Genomic DNA, 15,681 nt, shown 5'->3' with positions numbered 1-15,681 from the left:
GTACGGCGATGCCCGGCCCGCAGGTGAGCGGCGCCGGGCAGGATGGCGGAGAGAGCGGTCCAGCCGAGGAAGGAGGCGGGGGTCAGCGGCTTGGCGAAGCGCGGCGCGGCGGACCCGGCGCCGGGCTTACGGCCGGGACGGCCCTTCTTGCCGGACGGACGGGCCGCGCCGGGACGCGTCCCCGACGGTGCGCCGGCGGGGCTTCCCGAGCGGCCCCTGGACCCCGGCCCCGCACCTTCCGAGGAGCGATTCCGGGAGCCGGAGGGAGCCTCCGAGCGGCTCCGGGCTCCGGCGGGACGCTCCGAGCGGTCCCTGTCCCCTGCGGGCGCTCCTGAGCGGCTCCTGGCTCCGGCGGGACCCTCCGAGCGACCTCGGGATCCGGCGGGACCCTCCGAGCGGCCTCGGGATCCGGCGGGACCTTCGGAGCGGCTCTCTGTCCCTGCGCCTTCCGAGCGGCTCCTGGAGCCCGACCGGGGCTGTGACGACCGGGGCTGGGACGACCGGGGCTGGGACGACCCGGATCCGGCCGCCCCCGGCCCGGACGAGCGCGACGGAGCCGGGCCCGCCACGTGCTTGTCCTGGCTCGCCGCCCCCGGCTCCCCCTTGCCGCTCGTGCGCGACCGTCGCTGGGGGCGCCGTTTCCTGCCTTCTGGCACGGTGTCTTCCCCATCGCGATTGCTCACACCCGGCTCCTTTGACCGCCTACCAGGCAAAACTGACGTTTGCCCCCCGTTGGGCACAAGATTGCCAGGATTCTAGTCCCCATATCTGGACAACCGAGACATGTGCTCAACCTGAGATGAACGTCAGGGGGCTGTCAGGAGACGGTCGAAGAGGGCGCCATCCACGTGTTGCACTGGTATGCCTTGCTCTTCTCCCACCCCTGGCGGAACCAGCGATTGTTGTTCACGGGTTTGCCATGGTCCGGCGGCCGGCCCGGGTAGTCGCCCACCTGTCCGTAGAACCAGAAGAGCCGGTTCCGGTTGGCCGTGCTGACCGGGTACGACGCCGCCACCGACCGCATCCACATGGCCCCGAAACAGGTGGCCTGCAGCTCAAGCCGCCGGCTGAGCGCGAGCTTGGTGTTCTGGCTGCTGGAGTCGAGGGTCTGGCGCCACCAGGAGTCCATCAGGCCGGTGATGTTCTGGACGTGGTGCCCGTACTCGTGGGCCATCATGCTGATGATGCCGCCGTGCCAGTTCAGGAGCTGGCCGTAGCCCATCGACCTGCCGTTCCCCCTGGCCATGGCCGAGGTGGAGGCGTAGATCGTGTTGTTGCGCGGGCAGTAGTACGGCACGATGTTGCCCGGCTGCGGATAGTCGCCGCACGCGCCGCGACCGCGTCCGGCCACGATGGCCCAGCGCGGCGCACTGAACCGGATGCCCTGCTTCTCCAGGATCGACTCCCACGCCCGGTCCATGCACTTCCCGGTCTTCAGGATCAGCGCCTTGGTCTGGCTGTGGTTGTAGATGTTGACGTTCCCGCTGCGGCAGTTCAGGCGCGGCAGGATGCCGGCCTTGTACATCGTGTTGCTCTTCAGGCTCGTGTTGAGCTGCACCCGGGCGGGCGGCGTGACCGTGGTGTCAGGCCGCTCCGTCGGCTCCCTGCTGGTGGTGGGCCGCTCCGACGGCGGGTCCGAGCGGTCGTACGAGGGTTGCGCAGAGGGATCCGCGGAGGGTTCCTCGGACGGCTCGTACGTCGGGATCGCCACCGGCCTCGTCGTCTCCGTGCTCGACTTCCCGCCGAGCAGCACCGCGCCCACCACGATCAGCACGAACAGCGCCGCCAGCGACCCGAACACCACACCGAGCACGCCCCCCACGCCCATGCCCTGCTTCTTGGGCGGCGGCCGGTGCCACTGCTGCGGCGGCATCGGCGGCGGCGGGGGCGGCGGGGGAGGAGGAGGCGGCTGCTGCCGGTACGGTTGCTGCCCGTACGGCGGCTGCTGCATCGGTTGCGGCATCGGCTGCGTGTAGGGCCGCGTATGAGGCGGCGCCTGCGGCGGCGCGGGGGGCTGCTGCGGATGCGCCTGGGGATGCGCCTGGGGATGCGCCTGGGGATGCGGCTGAGGGTACTGCGGGGGCGGCGGAGCCTGCTGCGGGTACGGGCTGCCCTGCGGCGGCGGCTGCCGGTAGCCCGGCGGCGGCCAGGGCCGCGAGGGTGGCCTCTGGGGCTGCCCTGGCCCTTGAGGCGGGGGTGGATAATGCCCGTTCCCTGTCAACCTGTCTCCCCGTTCAGCTTGATGTCTGCATTGCCATGGTTTGTCGCACGGCTTGACGGACCCTTGCCAAATTTGGGGCAAAAGCATACTGACGTATCACCCGTCACGGATGTAGCAGCGCTCGGTTACAGTCCGAAATCATTCGAGGTGATCTCCGCTATCTCCCGGTCCCGACGGCGGGCGGTGTCCTAGCTTCTTTGGCATGAATCTCCAGCAGCTCCGCTATGTGGTCGCGACTGCGGAGCACCGCACCATGACCGATGCGGCCAGATCGCTCTATATCGCGCAGCCTGCGCTGTCCCGCGCGATCCGCGATCTCGAGCGGGAGCTCGGCATGACGCTCTTCGCTCGTTCCGGACGCGGGGTGGTCGTCACCGCGCAGGGACGCCGGGTGGTCAAGCTGGCCCAGGAGGCACTCGACGCCGTTCACGAGATCGAGGGCCTGGCCAACCAGGGTACGGTCACCGAGGCGGAGCTCCGCATCGCCGCCACCCCCAGCCTCGAGCCCGGCCTCGCAGGGCGGTTGTTGCCCGCCTACGCGGCCGAGCATCCGGGCGTACGCGTCCACATCGTGCGCTGCGACGGCCGTGACGGCGTCGTCAGCGCCATCCGGGATCAGCGTGCCGACCTGGGTCTCACCGACCTGCCGGTGCCCACTGATCTCATCACCCATCCACTCGAACGCCAGGAGATCGTCCTGATCTCCCCGCCGGGGCTCGAACTTCCCAACCCGGTGCCCATGGGCAAGCTGCACGGCATGCGGCTGGCCCTGCCCGCACGGGGAAGCCTGCGACGCAGGGAGCTCGACGCGATGTTCGGCAAGTACGCGGTCACCCCGGTGGTCGTGGTCGAGACCGACGAACGCAACGGCTGGCTCAACGCCGTACGCGCCGGGCAGGCCTCCCTGCTGTGGTACCGCGGCATGGCCGAGCAGGCCGCACGCGCGGGCCTGGTGGTGCGTTCGCTCGAACCCGCGGTGCGTCGCGTCATCGCCGTCGTGCACGCCCGCCGCCGGCTCCCGCTCATCGCGCAGGACTTCCTGACGACCGCGGAGAAAGGAACCGCCGCCTGACACACACATCTGGAACGATCCATTTCCGCCTGACGAGCCACGCCGTCCCGGTGACGCCGCCCGCCCCTGAGGTGACGGCACCACGAGCGCGGGAGCCCCGTCAGCGGACGATCCCCACCCCCCGATGAATCCCGGAACTCCCGGAACCCCCTGCTGATCCCCGCGAGGACGTCATACGCGCATGCTCCGGCGGCATGCGCGGATCCTGATCTGTGCTCAGGTACGCCCTCGGATCGCGGCGCGGGCACGGGCGAGGAAGCGAGCGCCGCCATGGAGGCGGCGCTCGGGACGAGCCCGGCGAGCCGGTCGCGTGCCGCACGCATGACCCGTGCGTAACACGCGGAGCCCCGCGTTGAGAAGGGCCCCGGCCCCTCATGCATGACAACGGGTATGGCTAGCGGGCCGGCGGCAGCGAGACGACCGCCCGCAGCCCCGGTGACGCGTCCTCCAGCCGGACGGTCCCGCCGTGCGCCCGCACGGTCTCCCGGACGATCGCGAGGCCCAGCCCGGCCCCGCCCTCGTCGCGGCTGCGGCCGGAGTCGAGCCGGGTGAACCGGTTGAAGACCCGTTCGCGGTCCTGCTCCGGAATGCCGGGCCCGTCGTCGGTGACGGTCAGCACGCCGTCGCCGCTCAGCGCCACCTCGACCTTGGAGGTGGTGTGGCGTACGGCGTTGTCCATGAGGTTCGTCAGCACCCGGCTCAGGTCGAGGGCGTCGCCGGTCACCACGACCGGCTCGCAGGCGGCCAGCCGGGCCTCGGGATAGCGGTCGACGGTCTGGCGTACGACCTCGCCGAGGTCCACCGGCTCGCGCCGGGCCGGCACGCCGCCGCGCTCGTCCAGCCTGGCCAGCGCCAGCAGGTCCTCGGCCAGCCGGGACAGCCGCAGGGTGTCCTCCAGGACGCCCTCGGCGGTCTCCTGCCAGTGCTGCCCGTCGGGGTGGCCGAGCGCCACCTCCAGCTGCAGCCGGATGCTGGCCAGCGGGCTGCGCAGCTCGTGGGCGGCGTCGGAGACCAGCGCCCGCTGGCGCTGCTCGGCCTCCTCCAGCCGGGCCAGCATGTCGTTGAGCGTGGTGGCCAGCGAGTGCACCTCGTCACGCGACTGCGGCACCGGCAGCCGCCGCGACCGCGCCGTGTGCGTGATCTCCGCGGCGCCCCTGCGCAGCGCGGTGATGGGCCGCAGCGTACGGCCGATCATCAGCCAGCTGGCCACCGCCAGCAGCACGATCAGCGCGGGGGTGCCGACGAACAGCACGCGCCCGGCCGTGGCCAGGCTCGTCTGGATCTCGCCGATCGGCCTGGCCGCCACCACGGTCTGCCCGCGGTCCGCGCTGAGCACGACGACGCGCAGGAACCCGGGCATGGCGTACGGCCGCCCGTCCAGCAGCGCAGCCTGCCCGCTCGCCAGCACCTTGGCCCTGGAGGGCGCGTCGAGCAGCGGGACCAGCCGGTCGGTGCCGTACGTGACGTGCGTGATCCGCCCGCGCGCGTCGATGACCTGCACGATCGTGCCGTCGTTCGTGGTGATCGGGCTGGTCAGCGTGCCCGCGTCGGCCGCCACCCGCACGGCCTGGGCGTGCTGCATGGTCGTGTCGTCGACGGTGGAGATCAGCGCCCGGTCCAGCACGCTGAGCAGCACCGACGCCGAGAGCGCGAGGGCCAGCGCGAGCACCGCCGCGGCCGCCGCCGTGAGCCGGAAACGCAGCCCCTGCCGCCGCCACCAGACCAGCGGCGACTCAGCCACCGTCGCCCGCCAGCCGGTAGCCCGCGCCGCGCACGGTCTGCAGCGCGTTCCTGCCGAACGGGGCGTCGATCTTGCGGCGGAGGTAGCCGACGTAGACCTCGACCACGTTGGGATCGGTGTCGAAGGTGTCCCACACGTGTTCCAGGATCTCCGACTTCGACACCACCTCGTCCCGCCGCCGCATCAGGTACTCCAGCAGCGCGAACTCCCTGGGCGTCAGCTCGATCGCCTGCTGCCCCCGCTCCACCCTGCGCCTGGCCGGGTCCAGCGACAGGTCGCCGGCCAGCAGCACCGACGGCCGCCGCCCGGCGCCGCGCCGCATCAGCGCCCGCAGCCTGGCCACCAGCACCACGTACGAGAACGGCTTGGTCAGGTAGTCGTCGGCCCCCAGGTCGAGCCCGTCGGCCATGTCGTACTCGCCGTCCTTGGCCGAGAGCATCAGGATCGGCACCCAGTTCTCCTCCGCGCGCAGCTGCTTGCACACGTTGTAGCCGGACAGCCTGGGCAGCATGATGTCGAGCACGATGACGTCGTAGTCGCCCTGCCTGGCCGCGTGCAGCCCGTCCTCGCCGTCGTGCGCGAGGTCGACGGCGAACCCCTCTGCCTGCAGCCCGCGCTGGAGCGCGGCGGCCATCCGGCGCTCGTCCTCGACGACAAGTACTCTCATGTGGCGATTCTCCCGTTCCTGCGCTGAGACGACGCTGAGAAGGCTGAGAGCCGTCTCAGACTGTCTCAGGTCCACCACAGGATCCGTGACGCAGGCTCTGAGCATCGACATACCGTTAAGGAGTGAGATGCGAAGAGGCACGTTCGTGAGGTGGGGGGTCCCGGTCGCGGCGGCCGCCGTGATCGGAGCCGCGATCGGCGCCGGCCCCGTCATCGCCGCGGTGAGCGGCGAACCCGTGCTCCCCGAGCGCTCGGCCGAGCAGCTGCTCGCCGACGCCGTGGCGGCCACGCACAAGGAGGGCGGCATCCCGCCCATGTCGGGCACCGTGCAGCAGACGGCCTCGCTCGGCATCCCCGCGCTGCCGGCGACCGGCGGCTCCTCGCCGCTGAGCCTGCTGTCGGGCTCGCACGAGGTCAAGGTCTGGTACGGCGCCGCCGACAAGCTGCGCGTGGCCATGCCGACCCAGCTCAACGAGACCAACCTGGTCATCAACGGCGGCCAGGCGTGGTACTGGGACAGCGCCACCAACACCGCCACCAAGCTGAAGATCAAGGAGGGCGCCCCCGAGCGGCCCGCCACGCCCGTCCCGCAGCAGACCGACCTGACGCCGCAGCAGCTGGCCCAGCGGCTGCTGGACGCGGCCGGCGAGCACACCGCGATCCGGGTGATCAACACGGCGGAGGTGGCCGGTCGCCCGGTCTACCAGCTCGTGCTCTCGCCCAAGGAGGAGGGCTCGCTGGTGCAGGAGGTGCGCATCGCCCTCGACGGCGAGACGTACGTCCCGCTCCAGGTTCAGGTCTACGCCAAGGGCTCGGCAGAGCCTGCGTACCAGGTGGGCTTCACGCAGGTGACGTTCACGCCGCCGGCTGCCGAGAACTTCACCTTCACCCCGCCCGCGGGCGCGAAGGTCGAGGAGCAGGAGATCGGCTTCGAGAACGGCAAGGACCAGCGGGCCGAGCACGCCGAGCACGCCGAGGACGTCGCGGGCGACGCGAAGGTCGTCGGCGAGGGCTGGGCGACGGTGGCGGTGCTGCCGTTCGACGCCGACACCTTCGCCAAGGACGCCCAGAAGGACGCCGCGAAGGCTTCCGGGAACGAGTCCGGAGACCAGCACGGTCCTGACGGGTTCGGCGCCGACGCCGACCCGCAGGCGCTGATCGACGGCGTGCTGCAGAGCGCCACCCCGGTCAGCGGCACGTGGGGCTCCGGCAAGCTGATCAAGACGAAGCTCGTCACCGCCCTGCTGACCGACGACGGCCGCCTGCTGGTCGGCGCGGTCACCCCGGAGGAGATCACCAAGGCGGCGGGCCTCAAGTGACCGCAGTCATGCACGAAGCGGGGGCGCCCTCCGGGGCGGCCCCGCCCTCCGGGGCGGACGCGGCCATCGTGACCCGGGGGCTCACCAAGCGCTTCAAGGGCGGCCAGGTCGCCGTGGACGCCCTCGACCTGACCGTGCCGCGCGGCTCGGTGTTCGGCTTCCTCGGGCCCAACGGCTCGGGCAAGACCACCACCATCCGCATGCTGCTCGGCCTCGTGGCGCCCACCGCGGGCGCGCACACCGTGCTCGGGATGCCGCCCGTGCAGGCGCTGCCCAGGGTGGGGGCGGTGGTCGAAGGGCCGGCCTTCTACCCGTACCTGTCGGGCGCCGCCAACCTCATGCGCTTCGACGCGGCCGACCCGACCGCGCCGCGCGCCACCGCCCGGCGGCGGGTCGCCGACGCGCTGGACCGGGTCGGGCTGTCGGGCGCCGCCGGCAAGCGCTACCGCAACTACTCGCTCGGCATGCGCCAGCGCCTCGCCATCGCCGCCGCCCTGCTCGGGCCGCGCGAGCTGCTCGTGCTCGACGAGCCCACCAACGGGCTCGACCCGCAGGGCACCCGCGAGGTGCGCGCCCTGGTCAAGGAGATCGCCGCCGACGGCACCACCGTGTTCGTCTCCTCCCATCTGCTGGCCGAGGTCGAGCAGATGTGCACGCACGCGGCGATCATGCGTACCGGGCGGCTGGTGGCGCAGGGCACGATCGCCTCGCTCAGCGCCGGGCTCGCTGTCCGCATCCAGATCGAGACGCCGGACGCGGCGGGGGCCGCGCGGGTGCTCGACCGGCTGGGGCTCACCGACGTGCGGGACGAGGGCGCGCAGGTCACCGCGGAGCTGGGCGGGCACGCGCCGGAGCGGGTCAACGCCGCCCTGGTCGAGGACGGCATCGCCGTACGCGGGCTGGCCGTCGTACGGCCGAGCCTGGAGGACGTGTTCGTGGGACTGACAGGGGAGGGCTTCGATGTCGACGGCTGAGAACGGAGGACCGGCCGGCACCTCCACACTGGGCGGCCGCGCCCGCCGCACCCCCGGCCTGGTCCCGGTGACCGAAACCCTCCGCACCACCGAACGCACCGGGCCGAATGGGGCAGGCGAGGCGTCCGAGGCCGCCGCGGGGACCGGAGCCACCGCGCCCACCGGCACCGCGCCCACCGGCACCGCGCCCACCGGCACCGCGCCCACCGGCACCGCGCCCACCGGCACCGCGCCGACGGGGTCCGCAGGTGGCGGGGCGTCCACCGGCACCGCGGGGAGGGCCACCGCTGCTACGGGGGCGGCTGGGGCGGGACGCGCCGTCGGGGCGTTCTGGCGGTTGCTGGGGTCTGAGCTGGGGTTGACCTTCAGGCGGCCGCGGAATCTGGTGATCCTGGCCGTGCTGGCTGTCGTGCCGGTGGTCATCGGGGTCACGCTGCGCGCCGTCGGCGGCGATGAAGGCATGGGCGGCATCGTGCAGGATGTCGCCGGGAACAGCCTGATGCTGACGTTCCTGTCGTTCTCGTTCCTGACGCTGCTGCTGATGCCGGTGGCCGTGAGCGTCGTGGCGGGGGACGCGATGGCGGGGGAGGCGGGGGCCGGCACGCTGCGGTACCTGCTGGCCGCCCCCGCGGGGCGGACCAGGCTGCTGGTGGTCAAGTTTCTCAACGCGGCCGTCTACTCCTACGCCGTGACCGCCGTGGTGGCGCTGTCGGCGCTGGTGACGGGGCTGCTGTTGTTCCCGGCGGGGCCGGTGACCCTGCTGTCGGGGACCACCATCAGCATGGCCGAGGGGCTGCTGCGGATCGCGATCTGCGTCGGGTACGTCGGCGCCGGGATGGCCGCGCTGGCCGCGGTCGCGCTGGCGCTGTCGGTGTTCACCGAGGTGTCCATCGGCGCCATCGCCGGCACGATGGTGCTCATCATCGTCTGCCAGGTGCTGCGCGCGATCCCCGAGCTGGACGCGGTCGCGCCCTACCTGCTGCCGACCAGGTTCACCGACTTCGACGCGGTGCTGCGCAGCCCCATCGACGTGGCCGTGCTGCGCGACGGGCTGCTGGCGTTCGGGGCGTACATCCTGCTGTTCGGGTCGATCGCCTGGGCGCGCTTCTCGGGCAAGGACATCACCTCCTGAGTGCGCGCGGCGCTCCGGGAGAGCCTCCCGGAGCGCCGCAGGGTCAGGAGATCAGGCGGACGGGCGGCGGCGCAGGCCGAGGAAGCCGACCACGAGGCCGATCGCGCCGACCACCAGCCCGGCCCCGCCGAGCAGCCGCGCCGTCCCGTCGGACGTCGCGCCGGAGCCCGCCACCGCCGCCACCGACGGCGCGGCGGCGGCCGGAGCGGTGGCGGGGGCGGTGGCGGGAGTGGTGGTGCCGGCCGTGCCGTTCGCAGCGGCGGCGGCGGGCGTCAGCTTGAGCAGCGGCGCCGGGTGCTCGGCCTCGGAGCCGTCCGCCTTCGGCGCCTCCGACCAGTCGACGACCTCACCGTTGGAGTACGTCTGCTTCGTCGGGAACATCAGCGAGTCGACGCCCTCGGGCAGCTTGCCCATGGACACCTCGAACTCCTGGAACTGCCCGGGCTCGACCTTGCCCCCGGACCAGACGACCTTGGTGACGGCCTCGTCCAGCTCGCCGTACTCGGTGGTGACCGGCTTGGGCAGCTTGCCCTCGGTGACCTTGACGTCCCACCCGGGCACCGGCTTGACCGACACGAACGCCAGCGGATGGTCGGTGGGGAAGGACACCTCGATCTTGGTGGTCGAGGCGTTGTCGCGCTCGTTCGGCACCCGGAAGGCGACCTTGGTGAATCCGCCCTGTTCGGCCGAGCCTGGCTGGATGGTGACGTGGGCCAGCGCGGGCAAGGCCAGGCCGGCGGTGAGGGCGGTGGCGGCGGCGAGCACGGTGACGGAACGGCGTACGAAGGACATGCGGGAACTCCACTTGTATCGGGGGGATGAAACAGGGGTGTCAGACGGTCAGGCGGGAAGTGGAGGACCGCGCCTGCCCACGCTGTGCCGGAAGGCGGGGCACAGCGGGATCACCCTGGTGACGACGGGCGGCGCGCACCGCGGCCGCACCGGCGGTGCGGGCGGGACGAGCAGCGTGAACCGGCGGCCGAGCCGGTGCAGCACCGACCAGAGCGCGGCCTCGCCGCGCGCCAGCCACAGCCCCGTGATGACGGTCGCCGTCAGGTGCGTGAGCAGCATGCCGGCGTTGACGGCGAGCCCGCCCTGCGCGTGCCCGTGGACGGACACGTAGGAGGCGCCCTCGCCGGCGAACAGCTCGTGCAGCCCGATCTGCGCCCCGACCAGCGTGAGGTTGATCGTGCCCGCCGAGCGTTCCCTGCCGCACAGCGCCAGCCCCAGCAGGGAGACCCCGGCGAGGCCGAGCGCCGCGGCCCACGGAGCCGGCGCGGAACCGCCGCCGAGCACGTGGGCGAACGCGGCCAGCGCCACGCAGACGGCGGCGAAGGCGGCCGTCCGCGCGATCCTCAACGGGAGTTGCGCACGCATGGGTGTGCTCATGGTCTCACGGGGCAGGCTCTCGTGAGACCTCCGATTCCAAGCTGCCCGATGGCTGGGCCGAAAATGGCATTTGTCGCTAGGGTCGTGCCGACCACGTCGACATAGAGGTGAGAACGTTGCGGCACTTAGCTGGATTGCTCGTCGGTTTAGTGGTGACGGCGGCCGTGCTCGGAGGCGGCGGGTGGGCGGTGCGGCACGCGCTCGACGTGGCGGCGGCGACCACGGCCGACGAGAAGACGATGTGGATCGCCTTGAGCTCGATGGCCGCCGTGGGGCTGGTCGTGGGTCTCGTGACCGCGGGCCGCATCTCGCCGCTCGCGACGTTCGTGCCGTCGATGGTGCTGCTGGCCTGGACGGTCGTGTACGCGCTCGACGTCAACAGGGCGCTCTCCCTCATCCCCACCGGGCAGTCGGTGAACCAGATCGTGCTCGAAGCAGGAGTGGGCGCCAAGACGCTGCTGACCAGCGGCGTGTACGCGCTGCTCGGCGTCGCCCTGTTCATCCCCGTGCTGATGCCGTCCAGATGGTCCAGGCGCCAGGACGATCTGGACGACGACTACGAGACCAGCCCCGAGGGCGGCTACTACTGACCCGCGCCCGTGTAGAGGCGGGTGACGACGTCCTCCAGTGACGACTGGCCGGGCGCGGTGGCCATCAGGTCGTCGAGCGTCCCGTCGAAGGCCAGCCGCCCGTGATCGATGAGCATCACCCGCCGGCACAACCGCTCGATGTCGCCGAGATCGTGCGTGGTCAGCAGCACGGTGGTGCCGCGCTCGGCGTTCAGCCGCAGCAGGAAGTCGCGGATGCCGGCCTTGCTGACCACGTCGAGCCCGATCGTCGGCTCGTCGAGCACCAGCACGTCGGGCGCGTGCAGCAGCGCCGCCGCGAGGTCGCCGCGCATGCGCTGGCCCAGGCTGAGCTGGCGCACCGGCGTGCCCAGGAACGCGCCCAGGTCGAGCGTGTCGGTCAGCTCGGCCAGCCGGGCCCTGAACGCCGTGCGATCTACTTTGTAAAGGTGCCGGATCAGCTCGAAGCTGTCCTTGAGCGGCAGGTCCCACCACAGCGTCGTGCGCTGCCCGAACACCACGCCGATGCGCCGCGCCAGCGTCGTACGCCGCCGCGACGGCTCCAGCCCGGCCACCCGGACCGTGCCCGAGGTGGGGGTGAGGATGCCGCAGAGCATCTTGATCGTGGTGGACTTGCCCGCGCCGTTGGGCCCGAGGTAGCCGACGAACTCGCCGGCCGACACGGTGAACGACAGGTCGCGTACGGCGTGCACGACGTTCCTGCGCACCTTGAACGAGCGCCCGGCCCGATCGAGCTCGATCATCGTCAACTCCCCGTGGATCGGTAGTGGCGGACGCCCTGCCGCCAGGCCAGCGCGGCCAGCAGGGCGAGGGCCAGCGCGGCGGCCGGCCCGATGAAGCGCATGAACTCGGGCGTGCCGAAGGGGTCGGCACGGCCCAGCACGTACAGGCCCGGCTGCCAGTTGACGAACGCCAGCGGCAGCACGTACGTCACGCCCGCCACCAGGTCGCGGGCGTAGATGCTGAGCGGATACTGGTTGAGCTGCTGGCTGCCGTAGGTGAAGGCGTTGACCACCTCGGGCGCGTCGGTCAGCACGAACTGCAGGGCGCCGGCCAGCGTCCACAGCGCCGCGAAGATGACGATGCCGGTGACCACCATGACGGGGATCATCCAGGCCCGCCGCACGTCGACGCCGAGTGCGGCGATCGCGTAGCCGAGCACCAGCGCGGCCTGCAGGATGCGGCCGATCCTGGTGGCGTTGAAGCGGTCGGTGGCCAGTTGCAGCCACGCGCCGACCGGCCTGATCAGGATCGTGTCGAGGGTGCCCGCCTTGATGTGCTGGCTGACCCGGTCGAGGTTGCTGACGAACGTGTCGCAGATCGTGAAGGAGAGGCTCGCGGCGCCGTACAGGAACAGCACCTCGTCGCGGGAGAAGCCGGCGAGGCTGGTGGTGTTGGCGAAGACGACCAGGATGACGCCCACGTCGATCGCGGCCGTGACGAAGCCGAGCAGGGTCATCATGGCGAACGAGGCGGGGTAGGCCGCGGCGGCGCGGGTCCACGTCCAGATGAGCAGCAGGTACGTCCTAACCACCCTGGATCACCACCTTGTGGCGGATCGCCCGGGTGCCGAGCGCGCCGAGCCCGAGCAGGACGGCCGCCCAGAACGCCTGGAAGGCCAGCGCCTGCGCGGGGTCGGTCTTGCCGAGATAGAGGTCGGCGGGCACCTGCACCATGGCGGCCCAGGGGAGCGCGGCGGCGATGTCGCCGAGCAGGCCGGGGAAGAGGGGCAGCGGCACCATCATCCCGGAGAAGAAGGTCATCAGGACCATCGACAGCACGGCGACGCCGCGGTCGTCGAGGAGCCAGCAGACCGACAGGGCGAGCAGGTAGCGCCAGGCGAAGCTGGCGACGACGGCGATGGACAGGCCGGCCAGCACCACGGCCCAGCGTCCTGCGTCGGTGGGGACCTTGATGCCGAACAGGGCCGCGCCGAGCAGCATCGGCGGGATGCCGCGGACGAGGAACAGGTAGGAGGCCCTGCCGAGGTCCTCGGCGAGCGACCACAGTTGCAGGGAGGCCGGGCGGACGAGGTCGAGCGCGATGTCGCCGCTGCGGATGCGCTCGGGGATGGCCAGGCCGCCGCCGAAGAGCTGCATAGGTGCGATGAACGCCTGGGTGAGGAAGCAGTAGGTGACGGCGTCGGCCACGTCGTAGCCGGCCAGCCCGGGGCGGGCCTGCCAGAGCGCGATGAGGATGTAGGCGCGCAGGACGCCGAACACGCTGTTGGTGAAGGCGCCGGCGAGTGCGGCCCAGACGTAGGTGGCGTGCTTGCGGAAGCCGTAGCGGACGAGCCGGGCGTAGAGCGGGAAGGTTTGGCACCTCCGGGGGGTGATGGCACGGTGACGGTCCGTGCCTGGACCCGCGCACGGGTCTGCGGTCGGGAAGCACGGAATTATCCGTTGCGGCGGCGTGGGCGCGCAACGCGTTTTCTGTGCCCGGATGCCGGGCCGAAATGTGCCGGTAAGAGATGAGTTACTTACTGGCCGGTAGGAACGCGATCTCCAGGGAAGGACTTCCTTGGAGGGTCACACAATGCGGATCGATACGGACGTGGTTCCCGACTACCCCCTGAGCTGGCAGGCCCGCGCGCTCACCGGCCTGATGTGGGGCACCGTCAAACCGGTCTCCAGCCTGCTCATGCGCCACCCGCTAGCGCTGGCCGGCGCCGCTCGGCTGGGCGAGCTCGGACGGGTCGTGCGGGTGCCGTGCCCCGAGCACGTCGCGCTCGCGCCCGCGGCGTTCTCGGCGTGCGGGGGCGAGTGGGTGCGCGCGGGGGAGGGGCTCGACGAGCGCAAGATGGTCCTCTACTTCCACGGGGGCGGCTATTTCTCGTGCTCGCCGCGTACGCACCGGTCCATCACCTGGCGGCTGTCGGCGGCGGCCGGGCGTCCCGTGCTCGCGCTCGACTACCGCCAGGGGCCGGTGCACAAGCTGGCCGACTCGCTGGCCGACGCCCTCGACGCCTACGACTGCGTGCTGCGCCAGGGGTACGCGCCCGAGGACGTCGTGCTGGCGGGCGACTCGGCGGGCGGTCACCTGACGCTGGCGACGCTGCTGGCGCTGCGCGACGCGGGCCGCCCGCTGCCCGCCGCGGCGATCTGCCTGTCGCCGTGGGCCGACCTGACCGACATCCCGCGCAGGGAGAACCGCTGGCAGGACCCGATGCTGCCGGCCGGCCGGGTGCGCTGGCTGGCCCGCCGGTGGACCTCGGGGCTCGACCCGTGGGACCCGCTGGTCTCGCCGGTGCACGGGGACTTCACGGGGCTGCCGCCGCTGATGATCGTGACGGGGTCGACGGAGGTGCTGCGCGACGAGGCGCACCGGGTGGCCGCGCGGGCGCGGGAGTCCGGGGTGCCCGTGCGGTACGAGGAGTGGCCCAGGATGCCGCACGTCTTCCCGATCCTGGCCGACGTGCTGCCGGAGGCGCGGCAGGCGTTCCGTCACATGGCGCGCTTCCTGAAGGAGGTGGCGACGACGGGTTCCGCCACGGGGGACACGGCGGCGGCCTGATTTTTACCCGTCCTATTTGGGGGCAATGGCATACGCAGGAGAAAGAGAGCAGTGTAAGGTTAGGTATACCTAACTTGCTCAGGGGGACAGCTCATGCCGGATACCAGGGTCGACCATCACCAGGGGATCGTCCAGCGCACCGAGCGCATCTCGCGTCACATGGTGCGCGTCGTGGTGGGGGGCGAAGGGCTGGCGCACTTCTCGACCGACGGGTGCACCGACCACTACGTCAAGCTCGTGTTCCCGTACGAGGACGTCGACTATCCGCGCCCGTTCAGCATGAAGACCTGCCGCGAGACGATGCCGCGCGCGCACTGGCCGCGGCTGCGCACCTACACCGTGCGCGCGTGGGACCCCGACGCGCTTGAGCTCACCCTCGACTTCGTCGTGCACGGCGACGAGGGCCTGGCCGGTCCGTGGGCCGCGCAGGCCGCGCCCGGCGACGAGCTGATCATGCTGGGCCCTGGGGGCGGCTACGCGCCCGACCCCGACGCCGCCTGGCACCTCCTGGTGGGCGACGAGAGCGCGCTGCCGGCCATCGCCGCCGCGCTGGAGGCGCTGCCCGAGGGCGCGCCCGCGCACGTGTTCGTCGAGGTGGACGCCCCCGAGGACGAGCTGAAGCTGGAGACCGCCGCCGACGCCCACATCACCTGGCTCTACCGGGGCGGCCGGCCGGTGGGCGAGCCGCTGGTCGCGGCCGTGCGGGCGCTGGAGTTCCCCGGCGGTGACGTGCACGCGTTCGTGCACGGCGAGGCCGGGTTCGTCAAGGAACTGCGCCGCTTCCTGCGGCTGGAGCGGGGCGTCGGCCTCGACCGGCTGTCGATCTCCGGCTACTGGCGGCTCGGCGTGGACGACGAGGCGTGGCGCGCGGTCAAGAGCGACTGGAACCGGCAGGTCGAGGCCGAGGAGGCGGCGGCCATCGCGTCCTGACCCCCGGGATGCGCTGTGCCACTTCAGACCGCTATGTCACTGCACTTACTCACCTAGAGGGTACGACCGCCTTACCTCCAATACCCCTTATGTAAGACATGCGGAAAGCCCCCGCGGATGCCGCCACAGTGTGCTGT

General features: G+C 71.9%; 15 protein-coding genes. 7 read left to right on the top strand and 8 right to left on the bottom strand.

Annotation, left to right across the window (positions count from 1 at the left end; all coding sequences use genetic code 11):
• Positions 1-817: 817 nt before the first annotated feature.
• Positions 818-1,963 carry a neutral zinc metallopeptidase gene (locus tag ACFFR3_RS12665; RefSeq protein WP_379483159.1) on the bottom strand — a complete coding sequence of 382 codons (1,146 nt, stop codon included), beginning with the start codon at positions 1,961-1,963 and terminating at the stop codon, positions 818-820.
• A gap of 460 nt (positions 1,964-2,423) precedes the next feature.
• On the opposite strand from ACFFR3_RS12665, the gene ACFFR3_RS12660 reads away from it, so the two are divergent.
• The gene (locus ACFFR3_RS12660; protein WP_364366831.1) at positions 2,424-3,293 is read left to right on the top strand and encodes a LysR family transcriptional regulator; all 870 of its coding nucleotides are present in this window, start codon (positions 2,424-2,426) and stop codon (positions 3,291-3,293) included.
• A gap of 394 nt (positions 3,294-3,687) precedes the next feature.
• Here ACFFR3_RS12660 and ACFFR3_RS12655 read toward each other — a convergent pair whose 3' ends face one another.
• Together ACFFR3_RS12655 and ACFFR3_RS12650 are read right to left on the bottom strand one after the other, a co-directional pair.
• Positions 3,688-5,034, bottom strand: a complete 1,347-nt coding sequence (locus ACFFR3_RS12655; RefSeq protein ID WP_345402360.1) for a sensor histidine kinase — start codon at positions 5,032-5,034, stop codon at positions 3,688-3,690.
• Positions 5,027-5,701 carry a response regulator transcription factor gene (locus ACFFR3_RS12650; RefSeq protein ID WP_364366836.1) on the bottom strand — a complete coding sequence of 225 codons (675 nt, stop codon included), beginning with the start codon at positions 5,699-5,701 and terminating at the stop codon, positions 5,027-5,029. The genes ACFFR3_RS12655 and ACFFR3_RS12650 overlap by 8 nt, the downstream gene beginning before the upstream one ends.
• Positions 5,702-5,846: 145 nt before the next feature.
• Here ACFFR3_RS12650 and ACFFR3_RS12645 point away from each other — a divergent pair, with 145 nt between their 5' ends.
• The 3 genes from ACFFR3_RS12645 to ACFFR3_RS12635 are packed head-to-tail and all read left to right on the top strand — an operon-like array spanning position 5,847 to position 9,125.
• Positions 5,847-7,019: a LolA family protein gene (locus tag ACFFR3_RS12645; protein WP_379483158.1), complete on the top strand. Its 1,173-nt coding sequence runs from the start codon at positions 5,847-5,849 to the stop codon at positions 7,017-7,019.
• Positions 7,016-7,993 (top strand): ABC transporter ATP-binding protein, encoded by a 978-nt coding sequence (locus ACFFR3_RS12640; RefSeq protein WP_364366841.1) that lies wholly within the window; start codon positions 7,016-7,018, stop codon positions 7,991-7,993. The genes ACFFR3_RS12645 and ACFFR3_RS12640 overlap by 4 nt, the downstream gene beginning before the upstream one ends.
• Positions 7,980-9,125, top strand: a complete 1,146-nt coding sequence (locus ACFFR3_RS12635; protein WP_379483157.1) for a DUF2705 family protein — start codon at positions 7,980-7,982, stop codon at positions 9,123-9,125. Before ACFFR3_RS12640 ends, ACFFR3_RS12635 begins: the two co-directional genes overlap by 14 nt.
• A 51-nt stretch (positions 9,126-9,176) precedes the next feature.
• Here ACFFR3_RS12635 and ACFFR3_RS12630 read toward each other — a convergent pair whose 3' ends face one another.
• The gene (locus ACFFR3_RS12630; protein ID WP_379483156.1) at positions 9,177-9,917 is read right to left on the bottom strand and encodes a YcnI family copper-binding membrane protein; all 741 of its coding nucleotides are present in this window, start codon (positions 9,915-9,917) and stop codon (positions 9,177-9,179) included.
• 48 nt (positions 9,918-9,965) lie between these two features.
• Entirely contained in the window at positions 9,966-10,502 is a 537-nt protein-coding gene (locus ACFFR3_RS12625; RefSeq protein ID WP_345402385.1) for an MFS transporter, read from the bottom strand.
• A 128-nt stretch (positions 10,503-10,630) separates the two neighbouring features.
• On the opposite strand from ACFFR3_RS12625, the gene ACFFR3_RS12620 reads away from it, so the two are divergent.
• Complete coding sequence (locus tag ACFFR3_RS12620; RefSeq protein WP_379483155.1) at positions 10,631-11,104, top strand: hypothetical protein; 474 nt, start codon at positions 10,631-10,633, stop codon at positions 11,102-11,104.
• Here the strand turns inward: ACFFR3_RS12620 and ACFFR3_RS12615 are convergent.
• Genes ACFFR3_RS12615 through ACFFR3_RS12605 form a run of 3 tightly spaced genes read right to left on the bottom strand, consistent with a single transcriptional unit; the run spans position 11,098 to position 13,323 of the window.
• Positions 11,098-11,844: an ABC transporter ATP-binding protein gene (locus tag ACFFR3_RS12615; RefSeq protein WP_364366853.1), complete on the bottom strand. Its 747-nt coding sequence runs from the start codon at positions 11,842-11,844 to the stop codon at positions 11,098-11,100. The two genes, ACFFR3_RS12620 and ACFFR3_RS12615, sit on opposite strands and share 7 nt — an antisense overlap.
• A 2-nt stretch (positions 11,845-11,846) precedes the next feature.
• The gene (locus tag ACFFR3_RS12610) at positions 11,847-12,635 is read right to left on the bottom strand and encodes an ABC transporter permease (protein WP_345402391.1); all 789 of its coding nucleotides are present in this window, start codon (positions 12,633-12,635) and stop codon (positions 11,847-11,849) included.
• Positions 12,628-13,323: an ABC transporter permease gene (locus ACFFR3_RS12605; protein WP_364366859.1), complete on the bottom strand. Its 696-nt coding sequence runs from the start codon at positions 13,321-13,323 to the stop codon at positions 12,628-12,630. The genes ACFFR3_RS12610 and ACFFR3_RS12605 overlap by 8 nt, the downstream gene beginning before the upstream one ends.
• A gap of 313 nt (positions 13,324-13,636) precedes the next feature.
• Here ACFFR3_RS12605 and ACFFR3_RS12600 point away from each other — a divergent pair, with 313 nt between their 5' ends.
• Both ACFFR3_RS12600 and ACFFR3_RS12595 read left to right on the top strand, forming a co-directional pair.
• Complete coding sequence (locus ACFFR3_RS12600) at positions 13,637-14,614, top strand: alpha/beta hydrolase (RefSeq protein ID WP_364366862.1); 978 nt, start codon at positions 13,637-13,639, stop codon at positions 14,612-14,614.
• 93 nt (positions 14,615-14,707) lie between these two features.
• Complete coding sequence (locus ACFFR3_RS12595; RefSeq protein ID WP_364366865.1) at positions 14,708-15,544, top strand: siderophore-interacting protein; 837 nt, start codon at positions 14,708-14,710, stop codon at positions 15,542-15,544.
• The last annotated feature ends 137 nt before the right edge of the window (positions 15,545-15,681 follow it).

This window comes from Nonomuraea salmonea, assembly GCF_042428605.1.
In the GTDB taxonomy this organism is placed as follows: domain Bacteria; phylum Actinomycetota; class Actinomycetes; order Streptosporangiales; family Streptosporangiaceae; genus Nonomuraea; species Nonomuraea salmonea.
Note: the sequence above shows the minus strand (reverse complement) of the source record. Positions and strands in the feature narration are given on the sequence as shown.

What these genes read in the sequence shown, in the direction of transcription:
- ACFFR3_RS12615 (WP_364366853.1), bottom strand. Translation starts at nt 11,844, where the DNA reads ATGATCGAGCTCGATCGGGCCGGGCGCTCGTTCAAGGTGCGCAGGAAC.
- ACFFR3_RS12625 (WP_345402385.1), bottom strand. Translation starts at nt 10,502, where the DNA reads ATGCGTGCGCAACTCCCGTTGAGGATCGCGCGGACGGCCGCCTTCGCC.
- ACFFR3_RS12665 (WP_379483159.1), bottom strand. Translation starts at nt 1,963, where the DNA reads ATGCCGCAACCGATGCAGCAGCCGCCGTACGGGCAGCAACCGTACCGG.
- ACFFR3_RS12595 (WP_364366865.1), top strand. Translation starts at nt 14,708, where the DNA reads ATGCCGGATACCAGGGTCGACCATCACCAGGGGATCGTCCAGCGCACC.
- ACFFR3_RS12650 (WP_364366836.1), bottom strand. Translation starts at nt 5,701, where the DNA reads ATGAGAGTACTTGTCGTCGAGGACGAGCGCCGGATGGCCGCCGCGCTC.
- ACFFR3_RS12630 (WP_379483156.1), bottom strand. Translation starts at nt 9,917, where the DNA reads ATGTCCTTCGTACGCCGTTCCGTCACCGTGCTCGCCGCCGCCACCGCC.
- ACFFR3_RS12660 (WP_364366831.1), top strand. Translation starts at nt 2,424, where the DNA reads ATGAATCTCCAGCAGCTCCGCTATGTGGTCGCGACTGCGGAGCACCGC.
- ACFFR3_RS12600 (WP_364366862.1), top strand. Translation starts at nt 13,637, where the DNA reads ATGCGGATCGATACGGACGTGGTTCCCGACTACCCCCTGAGCTGGCAG.
- ACFFR3_RS12635 (WP_379483157.1), top strand. Translation starts at nt 7,980, where the DNA reads ATGTCGACGGCTGAGAACGGAGGACCGGCCGGCACCTCCACACTGGGC.